Here is a 22,969-nt window from a genome sequence, read left to right on the forward strand (position 1 = left end):
CCGGGCCTGAAGGAAAAAGCCTCAGCGACCTGGAAGTCCCGGCCGATAAGACCAGGACAAAGGTCAGGGCTAACCCCCTGAGCATCAGCATTGGATACCAATCTACCCTTAAGGTAAGGAGGTAGCGGATTCCTTTTCGCCCCTTCGGACGAAGGTTGGATATTTATCGATTAACGGCGGCGTCACCCCCGAGCAGTGATCACTAAACGACCACCGTAGCGTCGCAGTGTTGCACGGCGTGAACGATCAGGTTGAGGATGAGGATGAGTCCCATCAGGAGCGCAAGAATCCCAATCCAGCAAAGCGTAGTATCGTAGGCCGGTTTGCCATAAACCGGAACTTCAGCCTCCGAAATAGGCGCTTTGGCGGGCGATTGATCAAGAGTAGTTTCGGTCGTGGACCGAAGAGAAAATGTGCGGTAGTTTCTATGGGCTTTACGGGCCTGGCCAGAAACAGGATAATGGCCGGGTGACATGGTTGTTTTGTTTGAACCAAATGTCGTCTGGGGCCCATAGCGGAGGAAGCTTTGTCGACGAACCGAGAAGGAATCTCGATTAATTTCAATCGTTAAGAAAGATTTAAAAAATCTGTAAAAAATTGATTTACAAACTTTTAAACCAAAATTTCCTTCGCTACCGTATTGCCGCTACTCCATCAAGACATTGTCGTAAACCTGCACCCGGCCGAATTTGGCTTCCTGCTCTTCGACGAACTTCAGGTGGATGGGGTGTTCCTGATAAATATCGTGACCGGCAACGTCATCAAACCACACGATGAGGGCGTAGTCGAAGGAATTATCCACCACACCGCGCGAGGGCGTAGCGGCCGGCGGACCAAAGAACATGCGCTTTACGGAAGGAATGCCCTCCAGGCTCCAGACCCCTTCCTCAAAATCCTTGGCGGAGGCTTCGTCCACGTCCTCGTTCAGCCAGAAATACACGGTATGGACCAAACCCGGCTCGGCGTCACCATCGATGACCCGTTCAATTTCGACCTCCTTGACTTCTTCCGTGGTTTTATTGCAGGAGTACAGGCCCGTGGAAAGCAGGGCCAACGTCAGGATGATCAATTGGGGAGAAACGGAAATGACCGAAGTAGGCTTAAACATCTGAGTAGTATTGGGTGAGTGATGGAAAAGGCGGGGCCCCGCCCCGCCGTCCGGCCAAGATAGCTTACTTTCGCCTTATGAATTTCACGTTGATCCTGATTGCCCTGACGGTACTGATTTCTTACCAGGCATTTAATAACCCCCAACTGCGGGGAAATATGCTCTTCATTCCCACCGCCGTAAAGAATCAGGGGCAATATTATCGCTTCTTGACCCACGGATTCATTCACGCGGACTTCAATCACCTCCTGCTGAATATGTGGGCGCTGTACATTTTTGGTCCCACCGTAGAATCCATCTTTTCGGCCTACATCTTCGGTCCTACCTTCGGCAAGCTGATGTTTTTGGTCTTTTACTTGCTGGCCTTGGCCGCCAGCTCCCTGCCGGACTACTTCCGCCACCAGGATAACCGGGCCTACGCCAGCCTGGGTGCTTCCGGAGCGGTGGCCGCCACGATGTGGCCCTACATCATGATCGATCCCTGGAACTGGTTCATCTTCCCTCCCCTGCCGGCCTTCATCCTGGGTATCGGATACATTGCTTACAGCCACTACGCCGATAAACGGGGAGGTTCCAACGTGGGCCACAACGCTCACCTCTGGGGGGCCATTTTCGGGCTCGTCATCTACGTGGCCATCAGTTGGTTCGCGGCTCCGGAAATCCTGGAGACCTTCTTCAATCGTTTGTTTGAACCCCGCGGCCCCGCTTTCCTGTAACCCGATTGCGGTGATATCAATCTGGTGCCATTTCCGCGCTTCAAAACCACGGGAAAAGGATTACCTTTGCGCCCCGGAACGGGCCCGATGGCCCAACGATCCTTTGAATAGCAGAAAGAATATTCCCCATGGGACTTAAATGTGGCATCGTAGGCTTGCCCAACGTCGGCAAATCTACTCTCTTTAACGCCCTGACTTCGGCCAAGGCCCTGGCGGCCAACTACCCCTTCGCCACCAAGGAGCCCAACGTGGGCGTCATTACCGTCCCCGATCCCCGGCTGGACAAGCTGGAGGAACTGGTTAACCCGCAGAAAAAAATCCCCACGACCGTTGACATCGTTGACATTGCCGGGCTGATCAAAGGCGCCAGTAAGGGGGAAGGACTGGGCAACCAGTTTCTCGGCAACATCCGCGAGACAGACGCCATCATTCACGTCGTGCGCTGTTTTGAGGATGACAACGTCGTCCACGTCGACGGGTCCGTAGACCCCGTGCGGGACAAGATGATCATCGATACCGAACTCATCTTCAAGGACATTGAAACGGTAGAGAAGCGGATTGATAAATTCCGCCGCATCGCCAAAAGCGGCGACAAGGAAGCCGTCAGAACGATGGAGGTCGGTCAGGCGCTCCTCGAACACCTCGAGGCCGAAAAGCCCGCTCGCAGTTTCGAGACTTCGGAGGAAGGTCAGGAGGTAGTGGACAGCCTCATGCTGCTGACCGCCAAACCCATCCTGTACGTTTGTAACGTGGATGAAGACAGTTTCCCCGACGGCAACGAACACACCAAAGCGTTCCGGGAAGCGATCAAGGACGAAAAGGCAGAGACCATCCTGGTCTCCGCCCAGATTGAAGCCGAAATTGCCGAGCTCGACACCAAGGAGGAGCGCGACATGTTCCTGGAGGAAATGGGGCTGGCTGAACCCGGAGTTAACCGGGTGATCCGGGCCAGCTACCAGCTGCTCAATCTACTGACCTACTTCACCGCCGGAGAGAAAGAAGTCCGTGCCTGGACCATTACCGAAGGAACCAAAGCACCGGGAGCCGCCGGTGTGATCCACACCGATTTCGAGAAGGGCTTCATCCGGGCCGAAGTGATCCACTACGCGGATTTCGTGACCTACGGATCAGAATCCGGTGCCCGGGACAACGGCAAGCTGAACGTGGAAGGAAAGGAATACGTCGTGCAGGACGGCGACGTAATGCACTTCCGTTTTAACGTGTAGACAGATTAGCTTCCCGTAGTGGAAACTTTTGGCGCCCTGCTCCGGTTTGGCGGGTGAGTTTTCCTTGTCCGGGATTCCGGTAAGGCTAGTGGGACAAAATATGTCTGCACCGGCTGAGCCGAATATTCCGGTTCACCTCACGCTTGCGTCCAAAGCTAACCCCCACCATGGCAAGATTCGCAATCTCTGATCTTCACGGATGCCGCCAGACCTTTCTGGCCGCGCTGGATACCATCGGTCTGAACAAGGACGATGAGCTTTTCCTCCTCGGGGACTACATCGATCGTGGCCCCGACAGCAAGGGCGTGATTGATACCATCTGGGAGCTTGAGCGTGATGGGTACCGGGTGCAATGTCTGAAGGGCAACCATGAACAAATGTGCCTGGACGGAACCAAAGACCCAAATTGGCTACCAATCTGGTTAAAAAACGGTGGCCGCGAAACCATGGGCAGCTTTGGTGACCATATGCCCGATGAGCAACACTTGCAATGGATGGAAGCCCTCCCCCACTACCTGGAAACTCCCGGATACATTCTCACGCACGCCGGCCTCAATTTCCGTAGGGCCAATCCGATGGAAGATCAGGATGCCATGCTCTGGATCCGGCGATGGAGTCAGGAGGTCGACCGCGACTGGCTGAACGGGCGGATCATCGTGCACGGGCATACTCCCCGGACCCTGTCCGAAATTAAAGAAAACCTTGCTTATCTCAACCACCTCCCCGTCATGAACATTGACGCCGGATGCTGCTACGATTTACCCGGTCGGGGGAATCTTTGCGTCTTTCATCTGGACGATCAGCGGGTGACTTTCATGCCTAACCGGGACCGATAAGCGGCTTCTCAAGCCGGAGGACTCATTCCAACTCCAGGGTGTCACCGGCCGAAATCATCCATTCCTGCCCTTTCCAGGAGAATACTACGGGTGTATTTCCGGCGGTGACGGTCCCCCGGATGCCGGAAGTCCCTTGCCGCATCAGGCGAAACTTAACCCCGTTTTCCGGGCCACGCACCGGAACGAAACCCTCCATGCTGGTCAGATGACCAAAGGTGGGGGACATCCGGATCGGCCCTTCGTGACGCTCGTAATCAATCCCCGCCAGCATACCGTAGGCAAACAGCACCGGACTTGCCCCCCAGGGGTGCGCCTCGGAACGGGTCGGCTTAATCGGGCTCTCCAGACGCTCAACGAGGGTCGTAGCTCCCAGCGCCACCAGTTCCCGCCAGGGGCGAAGTGCCTCCCGAAAGAGGTCCGGACGTTTGGCTTCACGCAGGGCGGAAAAAAGGTAATAGCGATAGTAATAGGTGGCCTGCCCCAGTTCGGGGTCCCGGAGAAGGCGTTCAAGCGCGGCATCTACGTCTTCCGGTGGGATTACGTCCAGCAATACGCCCAGAATGGAACTGTGCTGATCGAAGTAATCTTTGGCGGGTCGCTCGGCCAGGAGCTTTCGCTCCGGCACGTAACATTGGTCTCTGATTGAACTCTGGATCGACGCCAACCGCCTTTCCCAATCCTCCGTGTCCTTCGCGTCACGTAATTCTTCGTGCAGAGCAATGGCACTCCGCAGGGCGTGGGCGTAGTGCAACGTAACGGGGACCGAAGCGGCGGGATCCGCGCCCGGCGCGATACCCATCGTGCGGGAGTTAACGTACCAGTCGATGAAGGGACGGTAGGGCATTTCCCCCAGGAAGCCGGAACCCTCGTCGAAATACCGATCAAAGTAGGCCAGGGTATGCCGGACACCCGGCAGAAACTCGCGAACAAACTCCGCGTCTCCGGAGCGGCGGTAGTAATCCAGCAGCATGTCGATCCAGACCAGCGAATAGGTGGAATGATAAAACTGATAACGGTTGGGGTAAGCCGACTTCAGGACTCCGTCGGGGTTCCGCCCCCGGTGAAAATCCCGCAGCGCGTTGCGGGTGTGCCGACGATCACCGGTGAGCAATTCCCATACCGGAGCCTGAATCTTGGTATCGCCGATATACTGCATCGTTTCGTAGTAGGCGTCACTCAGAAAGTAGTCCTGGGTGCACAATTCCACCGTGCGCTGGCTGATGGCCATTATTTCGTCCAGTTCCGGATCATCACTCGACCAGGTCGCCACCACCGGGATGCTGCTGGTCACTCGTTGAAAGGTCGGTGCCAGGAGTTCAAGCGGCTCCCGACCGGTATGGACCTTAATTTCCAGGTACCGGAACGTCCGGTACCACGACGGGACGTACTTTCGGTTTTTCCCACCGTCGGAGTAAACGGTATCAAAATACCCCCTGACCATCGTCCCCCGGACCGTGTCGCGATGGGTCTTTTCTCCGTTGGGCAGAAAGAGGTTTTCCGCCCAGGTGAAGACCATTTTCGTCCCCCGGCCGCCGCTCCACTGCAGCGTGGGGAACCCAAGGGTAACCTCCCCCATGTCAAGCAAAAACCGGTAACTCCCATTAGCGGGCAGTGTAACGGATTGCCTGCCCAGCCACCACCCTTTCGGCAGGGCCGGTGATTGGCTCTGCCGGAGGGTTTTAAAGGACTGCCGGGACCGCACCATGGGCGGCGTATTTCGGGGCTCCAGCAACCATAGAAACCCACCACCATTCGCGGCCAGGTGCCCCCATTCCACGAAGACGGGCTCCTCCCAGGCGCCATCGCTGTAGTCCGGCTGTTCCCAGCCCCAGGGGTAAGCGGGGCCGACGACGATGTCGGTGGGGTTATTGGCGTACAGCCCGCCGATAATGTCCCGGTCGCTCTGGCGCCAACGAATCTGCTGGGTTCGGTAGCCGGGTTTGATTCGGCAGCGGTAATTTGACTGGTCTCTCCTGGTCGTCAAAACCTCACTGGCACCATATCCCTGCACCAGCAGGGCGGTGTGTACGGACTCCATGCCAAAGAAGCGGTACTGGCCCCAATTGAAAACCTCAATGGCCACCACGTTACGTCCCGGCCTGAGGTAAGAGCTCAGGTCGTGATGATCGTACCTCCAGTGCTGAATATCCCCCAGTTGTGGCCCCCAGGCCACCCATTCTCCGTTTACGTAGAGCCGGAAGTGGTTGTCTGCCGTCAGGTCAACGGGAAAGCTATCGGGAACGGAAGCCAATTCGAATTCCGTCCGGAAGAGGACCACGGCGGACTCCGTGCTCCCCACGTCCGGGTGGGAGATCCATTCCGCCGACCACTGCGCCGCGAGGGGGACACTCAGCAACACGCTAAGGAGAAAAAAGAAAATAGAACGTCTCATGGCAACCGGTTTACTGTTCCTTAGACGGCGGCCATAGCGTACCATCAGTACTTGGCCGGGGCGATTAGAGCTTGTTTGGATTTTGGTCATCTGGCCGAATTTGAGAATTTTTTGGTGGTAGCAAGGCGGGAACCACGAAGTAGCCGCGAAGCGAAATCGGAGTATTGCAGCGCTAAATGAGGATTTCCCCAACGAAGCTAGCGCCAAAAAAGGCCAAATGGAGGTCGATCATTAAAGTCCAAACAAGCTCTTAGTCACGGAGCTGGTCGTTCTAGCGCTTTCCGGTCCCACTCGCCGGTATTTGCGGCTGCCGCGTAGGTACTTTCCAGAAAATCCATCAACACCCCGGCGGGATCATCACTGGCGACCACGTCCGAGTACTTCAGGAAAAACTCCCCCATCTCCTCGCTGTAAAATGCCGCTTCGGGCAGCACTCCCTGTTTACTAAATGCTTCCGGAGTGGGGTAACAATAAGCGTAGAAAACCGGCTCCGGGAAAGTATCCGCCCCCGGCCAGAAACCGGCACTGGACACTTCGTGGGAGTAGGCCTCCTGCATTACGTCCAGCGGCATGTTGGGCATCCCACCGGGATGCAGCGGGGCCGGCCGACCGGAAAACCGGGTGACCGCCAGATCGAAAGCACCCCAAAACAGGTGTACCGGGCTACACTTACCGATAAACTGGCTCCTGAATTGCGTGAACACCTCATTGATCTTGATCATGGCCTCCCAGAAATTTTTCACCGCAGGACCATCGTAGTGCGCATTCTTTTCGTTGAGGTGAAACGGTATGGCCTCCTCGAGCTCGTTCGGGCTACCGTGAATCTCCACCGGGATTTCGGCGCGATCCAGCAAGGTAAAAAGCTCCTCGTGGAAGCTGGCCACCGTGCGGGGAAAGAGGTTCATCGATTGGTCCGGGTGGTGAGTAGACTGCAGCGTCAGCCGATGGTTGATGAAGTCGAAATCCAGTTGGAAGGCTGCGCCCCGGTACGGAATGGAACCCGTCGTAAAGCCTCTGGGGGAAACGTAAAGCGTGGCGTGCCAGGAATGGTTCTGCCAGGGCATCGTCCGCAGACGGATTTTCCCCACAATCTGAATCCACTGGTGTAAGGTGGCCAAAGTATCCTTCCAGGAATGATAGTCCAGGGATGGCCACTGGGTGGGGGCGGAAGTCAGCATACCTTTTTCCCCTAAGATACGGTACATCGCGGGCAGGCAGAGCCTTACAGCTCCACCCCGCCGAACACTTTCCCCTTCCGGCAGTTACTTGAGAAAAGTATGGACCTGAATTTAAGCGGGCAAGTAGCCATCATCACCGGATCCAGCTCCGGAATCGGTCGGGCCTGCGCCATCGCCCTGGCCCGGGAGGGGGTGAAGGTGATCATCAACTACCACAGCGATGCCGAGGGAGCGGAAGCGGTACGTCAGGAAATCACCCAACGGGGAGGCGAAGCCATTAGCGTTAAGGCCGACGTCAGTAAGGAAGAGGACGTTGAGGATTTGGTGGAGTCTTGTGTGCAAGCCTACGGCCATCTCGACATCATGGTCGCCAATGCCGGCCTGCAGGCCGACGCGGCCTTCACCGAAATGACCCTGGAACAGTGGAATAAGGTCATCAACGTCAACCTCACCGGGCAATTCCTTTGCTGCCGGGCGGCAGCTCGAATCTTCCGTAAGCAGGGAGTCCACAAACACGGCCGGGCGGCCGGTAAGATCGTCTGCATGAGTTCCGTCCACGATGAAATCGCCTGGGCCGGACACGTAAACTACGCCACGGCCAAGGGCGGCGTCAAAATGCTTATGGAAAGCATGGCCCAGGAACTGGCCCAGGACAAAATCCGCGTCAACGCCATTGCCCCCGGAGCGATTAAGACCGACATCAACAAGGACGCCTGGGAAGACGAAGAAAGCCTGGAAAAACTCCTCACCCTGATTCCCTACGGCAGGATCGGGCAGGGAGAAGACGTAGCCAAGGTGTGTGCCTTCCTGGTCAGCGACGCGGCCGATTACATTACCGGAGCAACCCTCTACGTGGACGGAGGGATGATGCTCTATCCCGGATTCCGGGATAATGGCTAGCCTAAGGTTATTTAGTCCTCTTATAAACTACACAAAATCAGCGCAATACCCGAACTACCATAGCGTCGACTGTCTTATAGTTGTAGTATTCAATCAAATAAAAACACACCAAACATGGAAGGTACCTGCAACAGCTGCAACCACTGGGAAGCCCAGGAACAGGAAGATTTGGGGCAATGTGACGTCCTCAGTCAGAGCGAAATGAAGTTCGTTCTCCCCGTCATCCAGAACGAAACGACGTCTACCAAGATCGTCACCAAAGCCGACTTCGGGTGTAACCAGTTCGAGGCCTAAGCCCGGACTTACCCCAAGGCAAAAGCCCCGGTCCTCATTACGAAGGCCGGGGCTTTTACGTAGTCAGCAATCGGGATCGCCTTAGGCCATCTTCTTGTTGACGATGGCGTCCTGATGATCAATAGACTCCTGGTGAATGGCCCGGAGGTACCTTTCCATAAACTCTGCGCTGAGGCCCTGCAACTTCCCCTTCTGGGTAGCGGCCCGCAGAATTTCATCCCAGCGGTCCTCCTGTAAAACGGCCAGGTTGCGTTCTGCTTTAAATTCTCCGATGGCATCCGCCAGCCGCATCCGCCGGCCGATCATCCCCAGGATGTCGTTGTCCACCTCGTCAATTTGCCGGCGCAATTCGGTCAGCTTGGCCATTTCCATTTCGTTGGCCGTTGGCTTCCGCAGGCGGAGGTTCTCGATCAGTTCCCCGAATACGGCGGGGGTGATCTGCTGCTTGGCGTCACTCCAGGCTTCGTCCGGACGGGGATGTACCTCCGTCATCAGGCCATCGTAGTTGAGGTTGAGGGCTTCCTGGGCAACTTCGGCCAGCAAATCCCGCCGACCGCAGATGTGGCTGTTGTCCACGATCATCTGCACCTCGGGGAAGCGGCGCTTCATCTCAATGGCCAGCTGCCACCGCGGCACGTTACGGTAAATGGTTTCTCCGTGGTAGCTGAAGCCCCGGTGAATCAGTCCGATCCGGGTGATGCCCGCCTTGTAGATGCGCTCCATGGCACCAATCCACAGCCCCAGGTCGGGGTTGATGGGGTTTTTGATCAGTACGGGGATATCCGTTCCCTTGAGCGCATCGGCCACCTCCTGGACGGAGAAGGGATTGACGGTAGTCCGGGCGCCCAGCCACAGCACGTCGATTCCGGCCTTCAGACAATCGTAAACGTGAGCGGCTTTGGCCACTTCCGTCGTGGTCTTCAGGCCGGTTTCCGCCTTCACCCTTTTAAGCCAGGCCAGACCCTCGGTCCCTACCCCTTCAAAACTTCCGGGGCGGGTACGGGGCTTCCAGATACCGGAGCGAAAGAGGTCTACCTGTCCCAGTGCGGCCAACTCTTTGGCCGTCTGCATCACCTGACCTTCGGTCTCGGCGCTACAGGGGCCGGCGATAACGACGCCGCGTCCCGGCGTAGGTTCAATTACCTTGTTGATTTCCATTTCTTCCATCGTTGAGGATTATTTTCTTAGTGTTTAAAAATGTTGGGCGAGCCAGGAAAAGCTGCTGGGCGACGGTCCCGAGTTACCTGAGGCTCGTCGGGATCACCGATTCAAAGAGAATGCGGCGAAGCGCAGGTGCAGACTTCTTCGGAATGGCCGTGCCCCATAATTCAGTTGAGTATTTTTTTGATCTGGTTGGCCCGCTCGATGCGTTCGTAGAAGCCATCAAAATCCCGTTTGATGAGCTGCGTCCGGAAGCGGGATAATTGCTCAATGTGTTCGTCCAGCACATCCAGCACGTGGTCGCGGTTTTGCCGGAAGATGGGTACCCACATATCCGCCGAACTTTTGGCCAACCGGACGGTACTCCCGAATCCGGAGGACGCCAATTCGAAGATGCGCTGCTCATCGTGTTCTTTCTCCAGCACGGTCAGCGCCAGGGCAAAACTGGCGATGTGGCTGATGTGGCTCACGTAGGCACAGTGGAGGTCGTGGTTCTTACGGTCGAGTCGGCTGAGTCTCATTTCACAGCTCTGGAACATTCGTCGCGCGGTTTCCAGCGCATCCGGTGCGCTCAGTTCTCCGTCCACGATGACGCAGGTCTTATGGCTGAACAATTCCGGTACGGCCGCCTCCGGGCCGCTGAACTCGGTGCCCGCCATGGGGTGAGCTGCCACGAAACGGCTGCGGTTCGGGTGGTCGTCCACCAGATTCAAGAGCAACTCCTTGGTGGAACCTACGTCCACCACCGTTTGGTGGTCGCCCACCTGATCCAGGATCTGGGGCAGCAATTTGAGCATTACGTCTACGGGGGTCGCCAAAACGATCACCTCCGAAGCAGCAATGGCCGCGTTCAGTTCCATCGTCTCGTCCACCAGTCGACGACGGATGGCCTTATCACAATTATCGGAACTGCTGTCCACGCCGATGGTCCGGGTGGCAAATCCGTTCTCCTTGAGCGAGATCGCGAGCGATCCTCCAATGAGTCCAATTCCGATGAAACAAATAGTCACTGCTACTAAAAACTTTACGATCTGACAATGAATTACCGCAGGCGCGCCAGCGCCCGCTCGAGGGTGGGTACGTCGCTACAGAGCGAAATCCGTACGTAGTGCGTCCCCTCTTCTCCGAAGATGCCCCCCGGCGTGAGGAAAACGTTCTGGTCGTAGAGGGCGCGGTCACTGACCTCATAGCCGCTCGTCCCCGCCGGCGTACGGGCCCAGACGAACATGCCTACCTGGTCTTCCCGGTACGTACAATCGAGGGCATCCATGATTTGCCGCGCCACTACCCTCCGCTTCCGGTATTCGGCGTTGAGGGCTTCGTACCATTCGGGGCCGAGCGTCAGGGCTTCCACGGCCGCCACCTGCAGCGGCATGAATTTGCCACTGTCCATGTTGGACTTAAAGCGCAGCACCGTTTTCAGGTAAGGAGCGGCTCCGGCCATTACCCCTACCCGCCATCCGGCCATGTTCTGGGCCTTGCTGAGGCTGCTCAGTTCCAGGGCCACTTCCCGGGCACCGGGAATGGACAATATGCTCTGCACCGTATCGGTGAGGATGAAGGCGTAGGGATTATCGTTTACCAATAGTATACGGTTCCGGCGGGCGAAATCGACCAGTTCCCGGTAAAAATCCGGTGGGGCCGCCGTGCCCGTCGGCATGTGCGGGTAGTTTACCCACATGATCTTTACCTTCTCCAGGCCTTCCCGCTCCAGGGTTTCGAGATTGGGTAACCAGCCGTGGGCCTCCTTCAGGTGATAGGGGCGCACGGTCCCTCCGGCCAGCTCGGTGGCCGAGCGGTAGGTAGGGTAACCCGGATCGGGCACCAGCACCTCATCACCGGGATCGAGAAAGGCCATGCTGATGTGCATGATGCCCTCTTTGCTGCCAATGAGCGGTAAAATTTCTCCGGCGGGGTCAAGGTCTACCCCAAAGTAGCGCCGGTACCAGCCGGCGTAGGCCTCCCGGAGCTCCGGTCGTCCGGCGTAGGGCTGATACCCGTGGGTGTCGGCGCGGCTGGCGGCCGCCGTCAGGGCCGCGATGACTTCGGGCGCGGGTGGAAGGTCCGGACTTCCGATGCCGAGATTAATGATGTCGTGGCCGAGTTTACGCAGTTCGGCAATCTCCCGCAACTTGGTGCTAAAGTAGTATTCCTTGGTTTCTCCCAGTCGCCGGGATGCCTTGATGATCGGCTCGATGGCCGCCGGTGTCGTCGTTTCCATGCTTAGACTGGTTTTTGTCCTTTGGCGTATACTCCGAGCACCCGTAGCTCACTACAGATGGGTCGGATGGCTTCCAGGGCCTGCGCTAATCCGATGTGTCCCTCCAGCAGAAAATCCACGTGAAAGCGGTATTGCCAGGGTCGTCCAATGATTGGTGCACTTTGGATCTTGGTGAGGTTAACCTTATAGGCGGCCAGCACCATCAGCACCTGGTACAAACTCCCCGGCTCGTGGCTGGTCGCGAAGCTCAGACTTACTTTGCTCCCCAGGTCCTCATCGTACCTGCGCCCGCGCCGCAAAACGAGAAAACGGGTGTGGTTCAACTTATTGGTCTCAATGCCGGGCGCCAGGATTTCCAGGCCATAAAGGTCCGCCGCTACCGTACTCGCAATCGCCCCTCTCGAAGGGTCCTTTTTTTCCTGCACCTCCCGGGCACTCAGTGCGGTGTCCACCGCTTCGATCAGCTCAATGTGGGGGTAATCGCGGAAAAACTCCCGGCATTGTACCAGGGCTACCGGATGAGAATACACCTGACGCAGATCCTCCAGCCGGGTGCCGGGCAGCGCCATGAGATTCTGCCGGATGCGGAGGTAAACCTCCGCCGTAATGCGAAGATTAGAGCGCTGCAGTAGGTCATAATTGGCCATCAGGCTACCCGCCAGGGTATTTTCGATGGCCATCAGCCCTACGTCCGATTCTCCGCCTTCTACCTGCTCCACTACCTCCGCGAAGGTGTGGGCGGGAACGGTATAAACCCTTGAGGCACCGAAATGCGCCCGGGCGGCGGCCTCGTGAAAGGCCCCGGCATAGCCCTGAATACTTACCCGGAGTTGATCTGTATCGGTCGAAATGGTGGAGGTGGTCATGGGAAAAAAACTTGCTGACGGAAGGGGTTAAAAAGCAAGTGGCCCCGGAGTTACTCGGGACCACTTTTATTCGTTAGCAATTTACCAATGAGTGAGCGTCCCTTACCGTCGGCGGTAAAAGTAAAAGTCAGCCCAGAAGTAAAAATTGCGGTTAATCATTGTTTTACGTTGCGCAACCAAAGCTGCGTTCACCAGCAAACCTACGGCGATAGTTTCACTTAGCAAAATGTTGTTTGGGCAACGATCAGGATTTACGGCCACCCACCGATAACCACACCGCCGTGATTCCGCTTTTTCCGGGACCGACAATCCTAATCGAGCGCCTCCTCCAGGATGGTGATTTTTTGGGCCGGACGACCGAGCTCCGTCCAGCGGACCAGTCGAATCACCGTTCGCTCCACCCAGCCCGGTGCCAAAATCACCCGTACCAGGCGGGCAATTTTCTGGTCCCGATTCCTGATCGCCGCCGGTCGCCGATCGGCCCTCTCGGCGTTTAGCTCCCGGGCAAACTTCCAGGCGCCATCCCGGGCCACCTCCATGCTGAAGTCCACGATCAGGTCATCGGCCCGCCGCGTAAGTTTCAGGATCCAGACCAGTCCCGGCCAGATCCGACTCAGGCATCCCTGAATGTCTTCGACCAGGGACGACAATATGCTATTGATCTTATTAAAATCATTATGAAGCCCCTCCAGGTCGTCGTCCCCGGAAACCTCTACGGCCGCAATGCCCAGGTCCAGGTTGATGTGGGCGTTCATCCCCAGCAGAAGGTGCTGCAGAACAATCAGCTTTGGGTTTTTTCCGGAGACAAAGGCCTCCCGCCAGGCGTCCGTGGTGGGTCGTCCGGACTGGTACGCGGCGTAGGCTTCCAGATAGCGATTGGCAAAGATGACGTCCAGTCGCTCCATCCGCGCCCCGTCGTCGAAGTAGCCTTCCGCGATTTTTTCCTTCACCCGGATGGTGACCTTTCGGTAAAGCGCCGCGAAGTAGCCGAGCGGGTTCTCCGTTTCCTTGGCGGAGCGGATAATCTCGTCTAGTGCGGCAATGACTTCGTCAATCGTGGTGGCGGTCATTCGAAGGATGGTGGGTGTGGAGAAACCAAGGTAAGGATAAACAACTTCTTCCCGCATTGGGAAAGATTCTCTGGCAAGGAAATAGCCCCCGGTTTATAGCAGCCGGTCTCCGACGAGTGCGCGTTCGAGTTCACTCCGCTGCGCGCGACTCACGGGCAGCAGCGCCTCACCGATGCGCACCTGATTGCCCTCCAGAGCCGTCACCGCCCCGAGACGAACCAGATAGGAGCGATGAATCCGGAAAAACTTCGTCGTCGGGAGCGCGGCTTCCAGATCCTTGAGGGGAAGGAGCGGCAGGTAAGTACGCACGGCGGTATGAATCTTGCAGTAATTCTGCATGCTTTCCGCAAAAAGGATATCCTGCACCATGACCCGCTCTACCCGTCCCTCTTCCCGGATGAAAATATCCGCGGGGCCGCCATTTGCTGCGGGCGTCCGTTCGTTTTGGCGATGGTTCCGATTTCCGCGAAGCTCATCGGCATCTTCAATTACAGGGGGATTGCGACGAAGCGCAGGTGCCGGCATTTCCGGAGTGGTCGGGATTGTCGATTCCGTGGGTCGCAGCCTATCCACGGCCCGTTGGGCCGCCCGCAGAAAACGGGTAAAGGGGATGGGCTTCAGTAAATAATCCACCGCTTCCAGTTCAAACCCCTCCACGGCAAAGCTGGGGTGGGCGGTGGTGAAGATCACCAGCGGTGGTTTTCTTAATCCCCGTAATAACTCCACTCCCGAAAGTCCCGGCATCTGTACGTCCAGCAGCATCAGTTCCACGGTCTTGCTCTGCAGCAGGTTCAGGGCTTCCAGGCCGTCACGGGCCTGCCCCACTTCGGTCAGGTAGTCAAGTCGGTTGAGGTAATCGCTCATGCCGGTGCGGGCCAGCGGCTCGTCGTCCACGATCAGGGTCCGGATGGGTTCCATACTACCGGGGGATGTTAAGTACTACGGAAAAATGCTCCCCTTCCTGCCGGGTGTCCAGCTGATGGTCATCCGGGAAGAGCAGGGCCAATCGGCGGCGAATATTGTGCAGTCCGATCCCCCCGCTGTCCGCATCCGAACGGTCCACGGCCAGGCCAATCCGGTTTTCCAACATGAACTGCATCCGCCCCTCCACCAACTGTAGGGATGCCGTGACCCGTCCGCCCTGGGTCGGGCTGTACTTTATGGCGTTCTCCAGAAGTGGCAGCAATAACATGGGCGGGATGGTTACCCCTTCAACATCGTCGGGTTCCGCAAACTGAAAAATGAAATCTTCCTCCAGTCTCAGGCGGCTCAACTCGGCAAACTTCTTCAGTTGCTGGAGTTCCTGCGCCAGGGGCACCAGGGGTTGCTCCGATTGGTAGAGCTGGTAGCGCAGGAGGTCCGAAAAGCCACTCAGGGCAAGCTGGGCGGCGTCGGGGTCGCGGGGGATGAGGACGTAAATGCTGTTCAGGGCGTTGAACAGGAAGTGGGGGTTCAGCTGTCCGCGCAGGAAGGCCAGCTCGGTTTTAATGCGGTTGGTTTCCAGTTCTTTTTCCTGCTTGTCCCGCAGGCGGCGGCGACCAAACAGACTGATGGCACCGGTGAGCGCCACGGCCATCCCCATCCCTCCCAGTAAGGCCGGAACCCAGTAGTCATAAAAGGTGTCGAGGAAGCGCTGAGTTTCCGCTTCTCCGGCGAGGCCCCAGAACAGGAGGTAAATCGTGGTGCCCGAACAGGCCGAGAAAAAGAGGACGATAAGTACGGTCAGGAGTCCGTAGGGCAGGAAGCCCAGTTTTCCGCCGTAGCGCAAGCGGAGGGGCCAGGCCAGGTGCAGATAGGAAGCAACGGCCTGCCAGAAGGTTAGCTCGGCCGTAAACATCATATTCCCCGGATCAAAGGGGGTCGGCGCAAAAATGACGTGCATGACCAGGGCGTAACCCAACCAGAAGAGGACATCAACGCGCCAGCCACGCTGAAAAACGGTAGGGATGGTTCCGGAGGAGGTGGTCATGAAGGACATAGGTTTTAGGTGTCCATTTCCGTACCTAAAGGTAGCCCATCCGGGCTGGAATCCGGCCGCGCCTTGATGAGTGGTCGTATTCCCTTGACGAATGGTTCCCTCATCGTGATCGGCAGCCCGTCAAGCTGGCCCGACCGTTCGTCAATCGAAGTTGAAGCCTGCCTCTGCTGGCCCCGTATTTGTGGTCACTAACCATAAATACAACACCATGATGCGTACCTTTTTAATGCTGCTGCTTTCCCTCCCTATCTACCTCTTCGCTCAGTGTGAACCCGGCGATTACGCCAGCTTTGCCCGCCAGGGCTACCTGCAGAACGACTTCGCCGCCTGGGATGCCGCCATCCAGGAAATCATGAAACTTCCGGAAGGCCCCGAACAGAACTACCTCCTGGCCCGGACCTCCTTCGGTGCCCTGGGCACCGGTTTTGCCACTGAGTCCGAAGATAAGATGGAGGCCTATCTGAACCTGATGGAGACGGCTCTGAAGGCCCTGCTCCGGGAGCAACCCAAACACGCCGGCGGCAACGGTTTGTACGCGGGCATGCTGGGCATGAAAATTGCCCTCTCGCCGGTAAAGGGCATGCTGCTGGGCGGTAAGTCCGAGCGCTACGCCCGCAAGGGTATTCAGTACGGTGCGACGGACCCCATTGCCCAGTACCAGGCGGGCTCCCGCTTTCACTACACGCCCGAGATGTGGGGAGGCGACGGCAAAAAGGCCGTAATGCACCTGGAGAAGGCGCTGGCCGCATTCTCCGCCGAAGAAAAGACCTGCGACTGGTTCTACCTGCAAACCTACGCCCTGCTCGGACAGGCCCAGGCCGCCATCGGGGAGCTGGAAGCCGCGCGGAACACCTACCTGCAGGCGCTGACGGAAGAGCCCAACTTCGGCTACGTGAAATACCTGCTGCTGCCCGAACTCGAAAAGCGCGGCAAGTAAACCGATTATACAAGGGTCGTCCGTGTCACGACGCCTGCCCAAACCCAAAACCCTGAACCCATGCGGAAGCTCCAAACTACTTTGCTCTTCCTGATCTACCTGGGCACCTCCGCGCTGTCGCCCACCGGCCACGCTCAGGCCTTCAGCCTGACGGGGCAGATCGTGGAAGCCGGCAGCGGAGAGCCACTCGTGGGGGCGTACGTCTATCCGCTGGCGAACCCCGGCCAGGTGCAGACGACGGACCCCAACGGCCAGTTCACCCTCGAGTTAACCACCCCCGATTCCCTACGGGTCAGCTACCTGGGCTACGTCACCCTAACGCAGTGGATTAGTGGGGCTAGAGATTCCCTCCTCCTCTCACTGCGCCCCACCGCAGCGGCCTCCCTTGAGGGCGTTACGGTACGGGCCGCCAAGATTGCCTACGGAGAACTGGCCAGCACCCGGATCAATCAGCTCGACGTCTACCTCAACCCCGCCGCCAAGGCAGACCCTCTACTGGCGGTAAACAGTCTGCCCGCCGCCACCAATCCCGACGAGACGGCCAACGTCAGTTTGCGCGGTAGCCCCAGCGAGGCGACCGGCATCTTCCTGAACGACGTCCCCATTCGCTCAGCCGTACGGATTGACCAAAGTAATGGAGTGGGGCAGTTCAGCATCTTCGGGCAAATTCCCCTGCGGGACGTCCGGGTGTATTCGGCCAACCCACCGGTTAATTTTTCTCAGTCCAGTGCGGGAGCCGTGGCGCTGTACACCAGTCCGGAACTCCCCAACAGCACCACCTACGGCCTTTCGCTCAACCTGGCGGGGTTCGGACTGGCCCACGCCCGGCCCATCGGCCAGAAAAGTGGCTTGCGGGCCTTCCTGAACTTCTCCAACCTGGCGGCCTTCCGGGGCATTAACGCCACGGGTTTGCCCGAACTACAAGCCTCCCGGGCCATAGACGCCGCCCTGCAGTTTGTGCACCAAACGGGGGATGACGCTCACTTACAGGTTTTCTACCTGGGCTTTGACGAACGCTACCGGTTTACCACCCAGACAACCTACTACGAGGGGGAATTTTCCCAGCACAAACCCCGCCACCTCGGCATCGTCAACTGGACCCGGAAACGGGGCAACTGGACCTGGACGCTGAACCAGTCCGTCGACTGGGAGCACGCAGATTTTTCCCTGGGCAACATCGCTACTTCGCCCCGCAGACGGAGTGTGCATACCGCGCACCACGGCCGACTGGAACGGCCCGGGTTTACCTTTCAGCACGGTACCCTCCTCAACGCCTACGACGACAAGGTATTCGGTACTTTCCCCCTGCAGGATCACCGCATCGCCCCCGAAGACGAATTCGGAAGCTACCGGACGCAGACCGCGAATCAGGTGCTGGAAACCTACGTCTACGGACAGTGGCGGCTCGGGGAGCGGTGGCTGTGGGGGGCGGGCGCCAAACTGCTGCGTCGGCTCAACACCGGGGTCTCGCGGCCCGTCTTGCAGTCAACCCTCCGGTACCGTCCCGGTGAACACCACCGCTTCAATCTGGGAGGCGGGTACTTTTCTCAGCTGCTGAGTCCGGGGCCGGAAGTCCGGGACTGGCAGTGGCTCAACCTCCGACAACTGGTGCTGGAATACCAGTATGCGCGGGACAACTGGACGGTGAATGCGGCCACTTACGCCAAGCGCGAGCAGTACGGCGTGCTGGACGACGTGGGGGTCCGGGGAGCGGAGGCCAGCGTTCAATATCGCGACGGAAGCTGGATGGGTTGGCTGAGTGGGGCTTTGGTCCGCAGCCGGGAATTGACCAGCTCCGCGCCCACGGCCCGGGATTTGCCCTGGCTGGTGCGTGCCCAGCTACAGTGGAAAAATCCCGATGGGTGGACGCTGGGGGTGGCGGGTAACTTCCGGCGCGGTAGTTTTTTCCTCCCGGTCATCGGTACGACGCCGATTCCGGGTACGGCGGGGTGGCAATCGCCCATCCTGGGCGGGCCGGCCGCAGGCCGGCGTTACCCGGACTACGCCCGGGTGGACGCTTCCCTCTCCCGCGTCATCATCATCGGGAAGAGCCAGCTCATTCTCTACGCTAACGTCAACAACCTACTGAACCGGGAAAACATTCGTGCCTACCGCTATGATCCCAGCTTTAGCGAGCGGAATGCGGAAGTGTACAGTAGAAGGCTGGTGTTCTTTGGGGGCGTGTGGCGGAGGTGAGTTGGTCTGTTGGTTCGTTAGTCTGTTAGTCTGTTGGTCTGTTGGTCTGTTAGTACGTTAGTCTGTTGGTGGGCCGGTAGGGCTGGATGGCGAGAGCCAGAAAAACCGGAAACGGGATCAAATTTGGGGGGCTCAGGGGCAAGCAACGGACGCCCCTAGTTGCGAAAGCGTGGCGGAAGTAATAATTTCCGCTAGTTTTAAGGAAAACAAACCACCACTACTATGACTTGGCCCCTTTATTTTCTCGTCGCGCTGATCCCGCTGATCGTCGGTGCGGTTTACTATAACCCCAAGGTCCTGGGCACTGCCTGGCAACGGGAAGCGGGCGTGACCGACGAGCAGCTACAGAACGGCAACATGCTCAAAATTTTTGGGCTGGCCTACGTATTCTCCATTTTCGTGGCCATCGTGCTGAGTATGCTGGTCATTCATCAGACGGCCCTGAGCGGGCTGTTCGGCATGATGCCGGAGTTCGGGCAGGAGGGCAGCGAACTGATGAACGACCTGAACGCGCTGGACGAAAAGTACGATTTGTACTCCCGCCACCGCCACTTCGGGCACGGTGCCCTGCACGGTGGGCTGGTGGCCATCTTTTTCGCCGGCACCCTCATTGCCATCAATGCTTTATTTGAACGGCGCAGCTGGAAGTACATCCTCATTCACCTCGGCTACTGGTTCATCGCCATGACGCTGATGGGCGGCATCCTGTGTCAGTTCCTCATTCTCTGATTGCTTCACCATGGTAGCACGCCACCGCATCGGAGCCTGGCCCCGGCACCAAAGACTTGGACTTTTTGCCCTGCTCTGCGTAGCGGTGGGGTGCTGCTACTGGTGGTCTCCCGCAAGGTCGACCCCTCCGGAAAACGAAGCGTACCTGCGGGCGCACGCGTTCCTGCTGGCGGAGTGGGAACGGAGGGAAGCCATCACGTCCGTGGAGCCGGCTTCCTTTCCCTTCGACCCCAACACTGTTTCCCCAGAAAAGCTGATGGAACTGGGCCTGAGTGAAAAACAGGCGGCCAGCTGGATCAAATTCCGGGGAAATCGGTCAGGCGCCTTTCGCGGGCCGGAGGACATCCGCAAGCTTTACGTACTGAGTGAAGCGGATAAGGACCGACTCGTGGAGCTGGCGATATTTGGGGAAAGCAGGGCTTATTTGGCGTCACCGCAGGTGCAAAGTTTTCCCTTTGATCCCAATACCGTGGGCGTTGTTGATCTGCGAAAGCTTGGCCTGAGTAAAAAGCAGGCCGCCGGATGGATAAAATTCCGGGGGGATCGAAGGCGGGCCTTCCGCAGCGCGGAGGATATCCGGAAGTTGTACGTACTCAGCGAGGCGGATAAAGACCGGTTGGTGGCCCTGGCGGTAGTTGAGGACTACCCCACTACCCCACCCGCCCGACAGCGGGAACGGTTCTCCTGGGATCCAAACCGCACGCCGGGCGATAGTCTCGCCCGACTAGGTTTTCTGCCCCACGAGGTCCGGGCGCTGGAGCGCTACCGGGCGGGTCGGGAGATTACCTTCCGCTACCCCGAAGCGGTGCGCCGGGTGAACACTCTGGATTCCGCCTTTCTCACCGAGGTGATTCCCCTGATTCGCCTGGCCCTACCGGACGACGCGGCACCTGCGGCCCCTCGCCCCTACGACCACTCCGCCACCCCCAAAGCTTACGCCACAAAAAAGGCAACACCGCCGCCGGCCTCGTTCGACGTCAACCAAAGTACGGCGGCCGACTGGGAGACGCTACCCGGCATCGGCCCCTACCGGGCCAAACGGATCATCCGCTTTCGGGATGCGCTCGGCGGCTTCCGGGACATCCACCAGATTGCCGACACCCACGGCCTGCCAGATTCTACCTTCCAGCGCATCCGGCCCTGGCTGAAGGGCAGTCCCGTGACCCGCAAACTGGACCTTAACCGGGCGACGGTTGACGAGCTTAACCGCCACCCCTACATCTCGCGAAAGGTGGCCAACAACATCGTCAGTTACCGGCAAAAGCACGGCCCCTACCGCTCGGCCGAAGATTTGCGACCGCTCCGACTGCTCACCCCCGAGAATCTGGAGCAGCTCCTCCCCTATTTGAGCTTTGAATAGGGTATTTGTCGAATCTTCCTTTGCGCTTGTAAAAACGGGTTGGTGGTGCGGTCATTTCGGGTAATGGTGAGGGCGAGATTGGAATAAGGGAAGGCTAACGTATAGATACGTCTAAACGTCAAAATTTACTACACTTGCCGACCGCATGTCCAGGAATACCAAAGCCTGATGATCGTTAGGTAGGGCCACAAAAACATTTGCTAAAACCTGCGGCCATCGTACAGGTTATTTGAAATAAAACTCCCCCCATGACTGACCTTTTCTCCCTCATTGGCAACACTCCGCTCGTTGACCTATCGTCGCTTCAGGACAATCCCGACGTCCGGATATTTGGTAAGCTGGAAGGTCAAAATCCCGGCGGGAGCGTGAAGGACCGGGCGGCCTACGGCATGATCATGGGCGCCAAAGAACGCGGGGAGCTGGACGGTGGTCGTCGAATCGTGGAAGCCACCAGTGGGAATACGGGCATTGCCCTGGCCATGATTGCCGCCAGGCTCAAGGTTCCCATCTCCCTGATCATGCCCGAAAGTGCTACGGCCGAGCGGGTCGGGACCATGCGCGCCTACGGCGCGGAAGTCATCCTGACGCCGGCCGAAAAGACCATTGAATACAGCCGGGAGCTGGCCCAGGAGATGGCCGACCGGGAGGGCCACCTGCAGCTCAACCAGTTTGCCAACCCCGACAACTGGCGGGCCCACTACCGGACCACCGGTCCGGAAATCTGGCGGGACACCCAGGGGAAGGTCACCCACTTTGTGTCCAGTATGGGCACCACGGGCACCATCACCGGCACGGGCCGCTACCTGCACGAACAATCGGAGGCGGTGCAAATCGTGGGCGTGCAGCCTACGGACGGCAGCCGTATTCCCGGTATCCGACGGTGGAGCCCGGAGTTTTTGCCCAAAATTTACGACGACAGTGTAGTGGACCGCAAAATTGACGTGAGCCAGGACGAGGCCATTGCCACCATGCGGCGGCTCGCCGCCGAGGCCGGCGTGTTTGCCGGAATGAGTTCCGGTGGGGCCACGTTCGCGGCCCTGAAGCTGGCCGCCGAGCTGGAGGCGGGACTGCTGGTGTGCATCATCTGTGACCGGGGGGACCGGTATTTGTCGAGTGGGATATTCTAGGCAGGTCGGCCTTTGGCCGAGCATTACGGAAGCCTCATCGAAAAGATGTGGCTCATCCGTAGTTACACCACTATATTCTTGGCATGAAAAAGACCATTAGTAAAGAAAACCAAGCATTTTTTCGACTGGGCATGAAACTTGGCCTCGTCTACCATAAGGGTAATCATCAAGATGGCCGGGCCAGGCACCTCGCGGAGGAGTACCTGATCATGGCCCGGAAACATCCGGACAGCTGGAATTACGGCAACGCGATTCATTGCGCCAATACCGTTTTGGGGCTGCTGGCGCTGGAAAACGGACGAACGGACGAAGCGGTGGTTTACCTGCACCGGGCGGGGGCTACCCCCGGCTCCCCGCAGTTGAACAGCTTCGGTCCCAATATGCTGCTGGCCAAAGAGCTAATTGAGGCGGGCCGGGTAGAATCGGTACTGGCCTACCTGGAACAGTGCCGCAAGTTTTGGCGAGGTCCGATGGTTGAAAAAATTGCTGAGTGGCACCTCGCGCTGCTGAACGGGGAAGAACTGGACTATGCGGGCCACCTGAAATACCATCTCAACGGATTTAGAATGCCGATTTCTGAGGTAGTAAAAGCTTTTTGGAAAATCACTAAGGCAAACGGAATTTTTAGTTGGAATTAAAATTTCCATCAGGAATCAACCCAACCAATACCTTAC

The 22,969-nt window shown here is 58.0% G+C and carries 22 protein-coding genes; 11 read left to right on the forward strand and 11 right to left on the reverse strand.

Going from position 1 to position 22,969, the window contains the following annotated elements:
- Positions 1–202: 202 nt before the first annotated feature.
- Together E1J53_RS16410 and E1J53_RS16415 are read right to left on the reverse strand one after the other, a co-directional pair.
- Positions 203–475 (reverse strand): hypothetical protein, encoded by a 273-nt coding sequence (locus E1J53_RS16410; protein ID WP_134273503.1) that lies wholly within the window; start codon positions 473–475, stop codon positions 203–205.
- Between the two features lie 171 nt (positions 476–646).
- Positions 647–1,108, reverse strand: a complete 462-nt coding sequence (locus E1J53_RS16415) for a Dabb family protein (RefSeq protein WP_134273502.1) — start codon at positions 1,106–1,108, stop codon at positions 647–649.
- A 77-nt stretch (positions 1,109–1,185) separates the two neighbouring features.
- Between E1J53_RS16415 and E1J53_RS16420 the strand changes: the two genes are divergently transcribed.
- The 3 genes from E1J53_RS16420 to E1J53_RS16430 all read left to right on the forward strand — a co-directional run bounded on the left by E1J53_RS16420 (position 1,186) and on the right by E1J53_RS16430 (position 3,886).
- Complete coding sequence (locus E1J53_RS16420; RefSeq protein ID WP_134273501.1) at positions 1,186–1,824, forward strand: rhomboid family intramembrane serine protease; 639 nt, start codon at positions 1,186–1,188, stop codon at positions 1,822–1,824.
- Between the two features lie 128 nt (positions 1,825–1,952).
- Positions 1,953–3,050, forward strand: coding sequence for a redox-regulated ATPase YchF (ychF, locus tag E1J53_RS16425; protein ID WP_134273500.1), 1,098 nt, complete (start codon positions 1,953–1,955; stop codon positions 3,048–3,050).
- Positions 3,051–3,217: 167 nt separating this feature from the next.
- Positions 3,218–3,886 (forward strand): metallophosphoesterase family protein, encoded by a 669-nt coding sequence (locus E1J53_RS16430; protein ID WP_134273499.1) that lies wholly within the window; start codon positions 3,218–3,220, stop codon positions 3,884–3,886.
- Between the two features lie 22 nt (positions 3,887–3,908).
- On the opposite strand, the gene E1J53_RS16435 is transcribed toward E1J53_RS16430, so the two are convergent.
- The gene (locus E1J53_RS16435; RefSeq protein WP_173021526.1) at positions 3,909–6,278 is read right to left on the reverse strand and encodes a family 78 glycoside hydrolase catalytic domain; all 2,370 of its coding nucleotides are present in this window, start codon (positions 6,276–6,278) and stop codon (positions 3,909–3,911) included.
- A 254-nt stretch (positions 6,279–6,532) separates the two neighbouring features.
- Complete coding sequence (locus E1J53_RS16440; RefSeq protein WP_134273497.1) at positions 6,533–7,456, reverse strand: DUF5996 family protein; 924 nt, start codon at positions 7,454–7,456, stop codon at positions 6,533–6,535.
- A 99-nt stretch (positions 7,457–7,555) separates the two neighbouring features.
- Between E1J53_RS16440 and E1J53_RS16445 the strand changes: the two genes are divergently transcribed.
- Together E1J53_RS16445 and E1J53_RS16450 are read left to right on the forward strand one after the other, a co-directional pair.
- Entirely contained in the window at positions 7,556–8,356 is an 801-nt protein-coding gene (locus E1J53_RS16445; protein WP_134273496.1) for an SDR family oxidoreductase, read from the forward strand.
- 114 nt (positions 8,357–8,470) lie between these two features.
- Positions 8,471–8,650 carry a hypothetical protein gene (locus tag E1J53_RS16450; protein ID WP_134273495.1) on the forward strand — a complete coding sequence of 60 codons (180 nt, stop codon included), beginning with the start codon at positions 8,471–8,473 and terminating at the stop codon, positions 8,648–8,650.
- A gap of 81 nt (positions 8,651–8,731) precedes the next feature.
- On the opposite strand, the gene E1J53_RS16455 is transcribed toward E1J53_RS16450, so the two are convergent.
- From E1J53_RS16455 to E1J53_RS16485, 7 genes are all read right to left on the reverse strand, one after another.
- Positions 8,732–9,808 (reverse strand): bifunctional 3-deoxy-7-phosphoheptulonate synthase/chorismate mutase type II, encoded by a 1,077-nt coding sequence (locus tag E1J53_RS16455; RefSeq protein ID WP_134273561.1) that lies wholly within the window; start codon positions 9,806–9,808, stop codon positions 8,732–8,734.
- A 170-nt stretch (positions 9,809–9,978) separates the two neighbouring features.
- Positions 9,979–10,821, reverse strand: a complete 843-nt coding sequence (locus E1J53_RS16460) for a prephenate dehydrogenase (protein ID WP_134273494.1) — start codon at positions 10,819–10,821, stop codon at positions 9,979–9,981.
- A gap of 32 nt (positions 10,822–10,853) precedes the next feature.
- Positions 10,854–12,032 (reverse strand): pyridoxal phosphate-dependent aminotransferase, encoded by a 1,179-nt coding sequence (locus E1J53_RS16465; protein ID WP_154640223.1) that lies wholly within the window; start codon positions 12,030–12,032, stop codon positions 10,854–10,856.
- Positions 12,033–12,034: 2 nt separating this feature from the next.
- A complete protein-coding gene (locus E1J53_RS16470; RefSeq protein WP_134273493.1) occupies positions 12,035–12,898 on the reverse strand; it encodes a prephenate dehydratase in 864 nt (287 codons plus the stop codon).
- A 311-nt stretch (positions 12,899–13,209) separates the two neighbouring features.
- Positions 13,210–14,025 (reverse strand): DUF5995 family protein, encoded by an 816-nt coding sequence (locus E1J53_RS16475; RefSeq protein ID WP_216650068.1) that lies wholly within the window; start codon positions 14,023–14,025, stop codon positions 13,210–13,212.
- A 36-nt stretch (positions 14,026–14,061) separates the two neighbouring features.
- The gene (locus tag E1J53_RS16480) at positions 14,062–14,886 is read right to left on the reverse strand and encodes a LytTR family DNA-binding domain-containing protein (protein ID WP_134273492.1); all 825 of its coding nucleotides are present in this window, start codon (positions 14,884–14,886) and stop codon (positions 14,062–14,064) included.
- A 1-nt stretch (position 14,887) separates the two neighbouring features.
- On the reverse strand, positions 14,888–15,937 hold the full coding sequence (locus E1J53_RS16485; RefSeq protein ID WP_173021527.1) for a sensor histidine kinase: 1,050 nt from the start codon (positions 15,935–15,937) through the stop codon (positions 14,888–14,890).
- Between the two features lie 217 nt (positions 15,938–16,154).
- Between E1J53_RS16485 and E1J53_RS16490 the strand changes: the two genes are divergently transcribed.
- From E1J53_RS16490 to E1J53_RS16515, 6 genes are all read left to right on the forward strand, one after another.
- Complete coding sequence (locus E1J53_RS16490) at positions 16,155–16,883, forward strand: hypothetical protein (protein WP_134273490.1); 729 nt, start codon at positions 16,155–16,157, stop codon at positions 16,881–16,883.
- Between the two features lie 60 nt (positions 16,884–16,943).
- Positions 16,944–19,079 carry a carboxypeptidase-like regulatory domain-containing protein gene (locus E1J53_RS16495; protein WP_134273489.1) on the forward strand — a complete coding sequence of 712 codons (2,136 nt, stop codon included), beginning with the start codon at positions 16,944–16,946 and terminating at the stop codon, positions 19,077–19,079.
- Positions 19,080–19,301: 222 nt separating this feature from the next.
- Entirely contained in the window at positions 19,302–19,808 is a 507-nt protein-coding gene (locus E1J53_RS16500; protein WP_134273488.1) for a DUF1761 domain-containing protein, read from the forward strand.
- A gap of 10 nt (positions 19,809–19,818) precedes the next feature.
- Positions 19,819–21,168, forward strand: a complete 1,350-nt coding sequence (locus tag E1J53_RS16505; protein WP_134273487.1) for a helix-hairpin-helix domain-containing protein — start codon at positions 19,819–19,821, stop codon at positions 21,166–21,168.
- Positions 21,169–21,416: 248 nt separating this feature from the next.
- Entirely contained in the window at positions 21,417–22,295 is an 879-nt protein-coding gene (cysM, locus tag E1J53_RS16510) for a cysteine synthase CysM (RefSeq protein WP_134273486.1), read from the forward strand.
- Between the two features lie 83 nt (positions 22,296–22,378).
- A complete protein-coding gene (locus tag E1J53_RS16515; RefSeq protein ID WP_134273485.1) occupies positions 22,379–22,933 on the forward strand; it encodes a M48 family metallopeptidase in 555 nt (184 codons plus the stop codon).
- Positions 22,934–22,969: the final 36 nt, after the last annotated feature.

Source organism: Lewinella sp. W8, from assembly GCF_004375085.3.
Taxonomy (GTDB): domain Bacteria; phylum Bacteroidota; class Bacteroidia; order Chitinophagales; family Saprospiraceae; genus Neolewinella.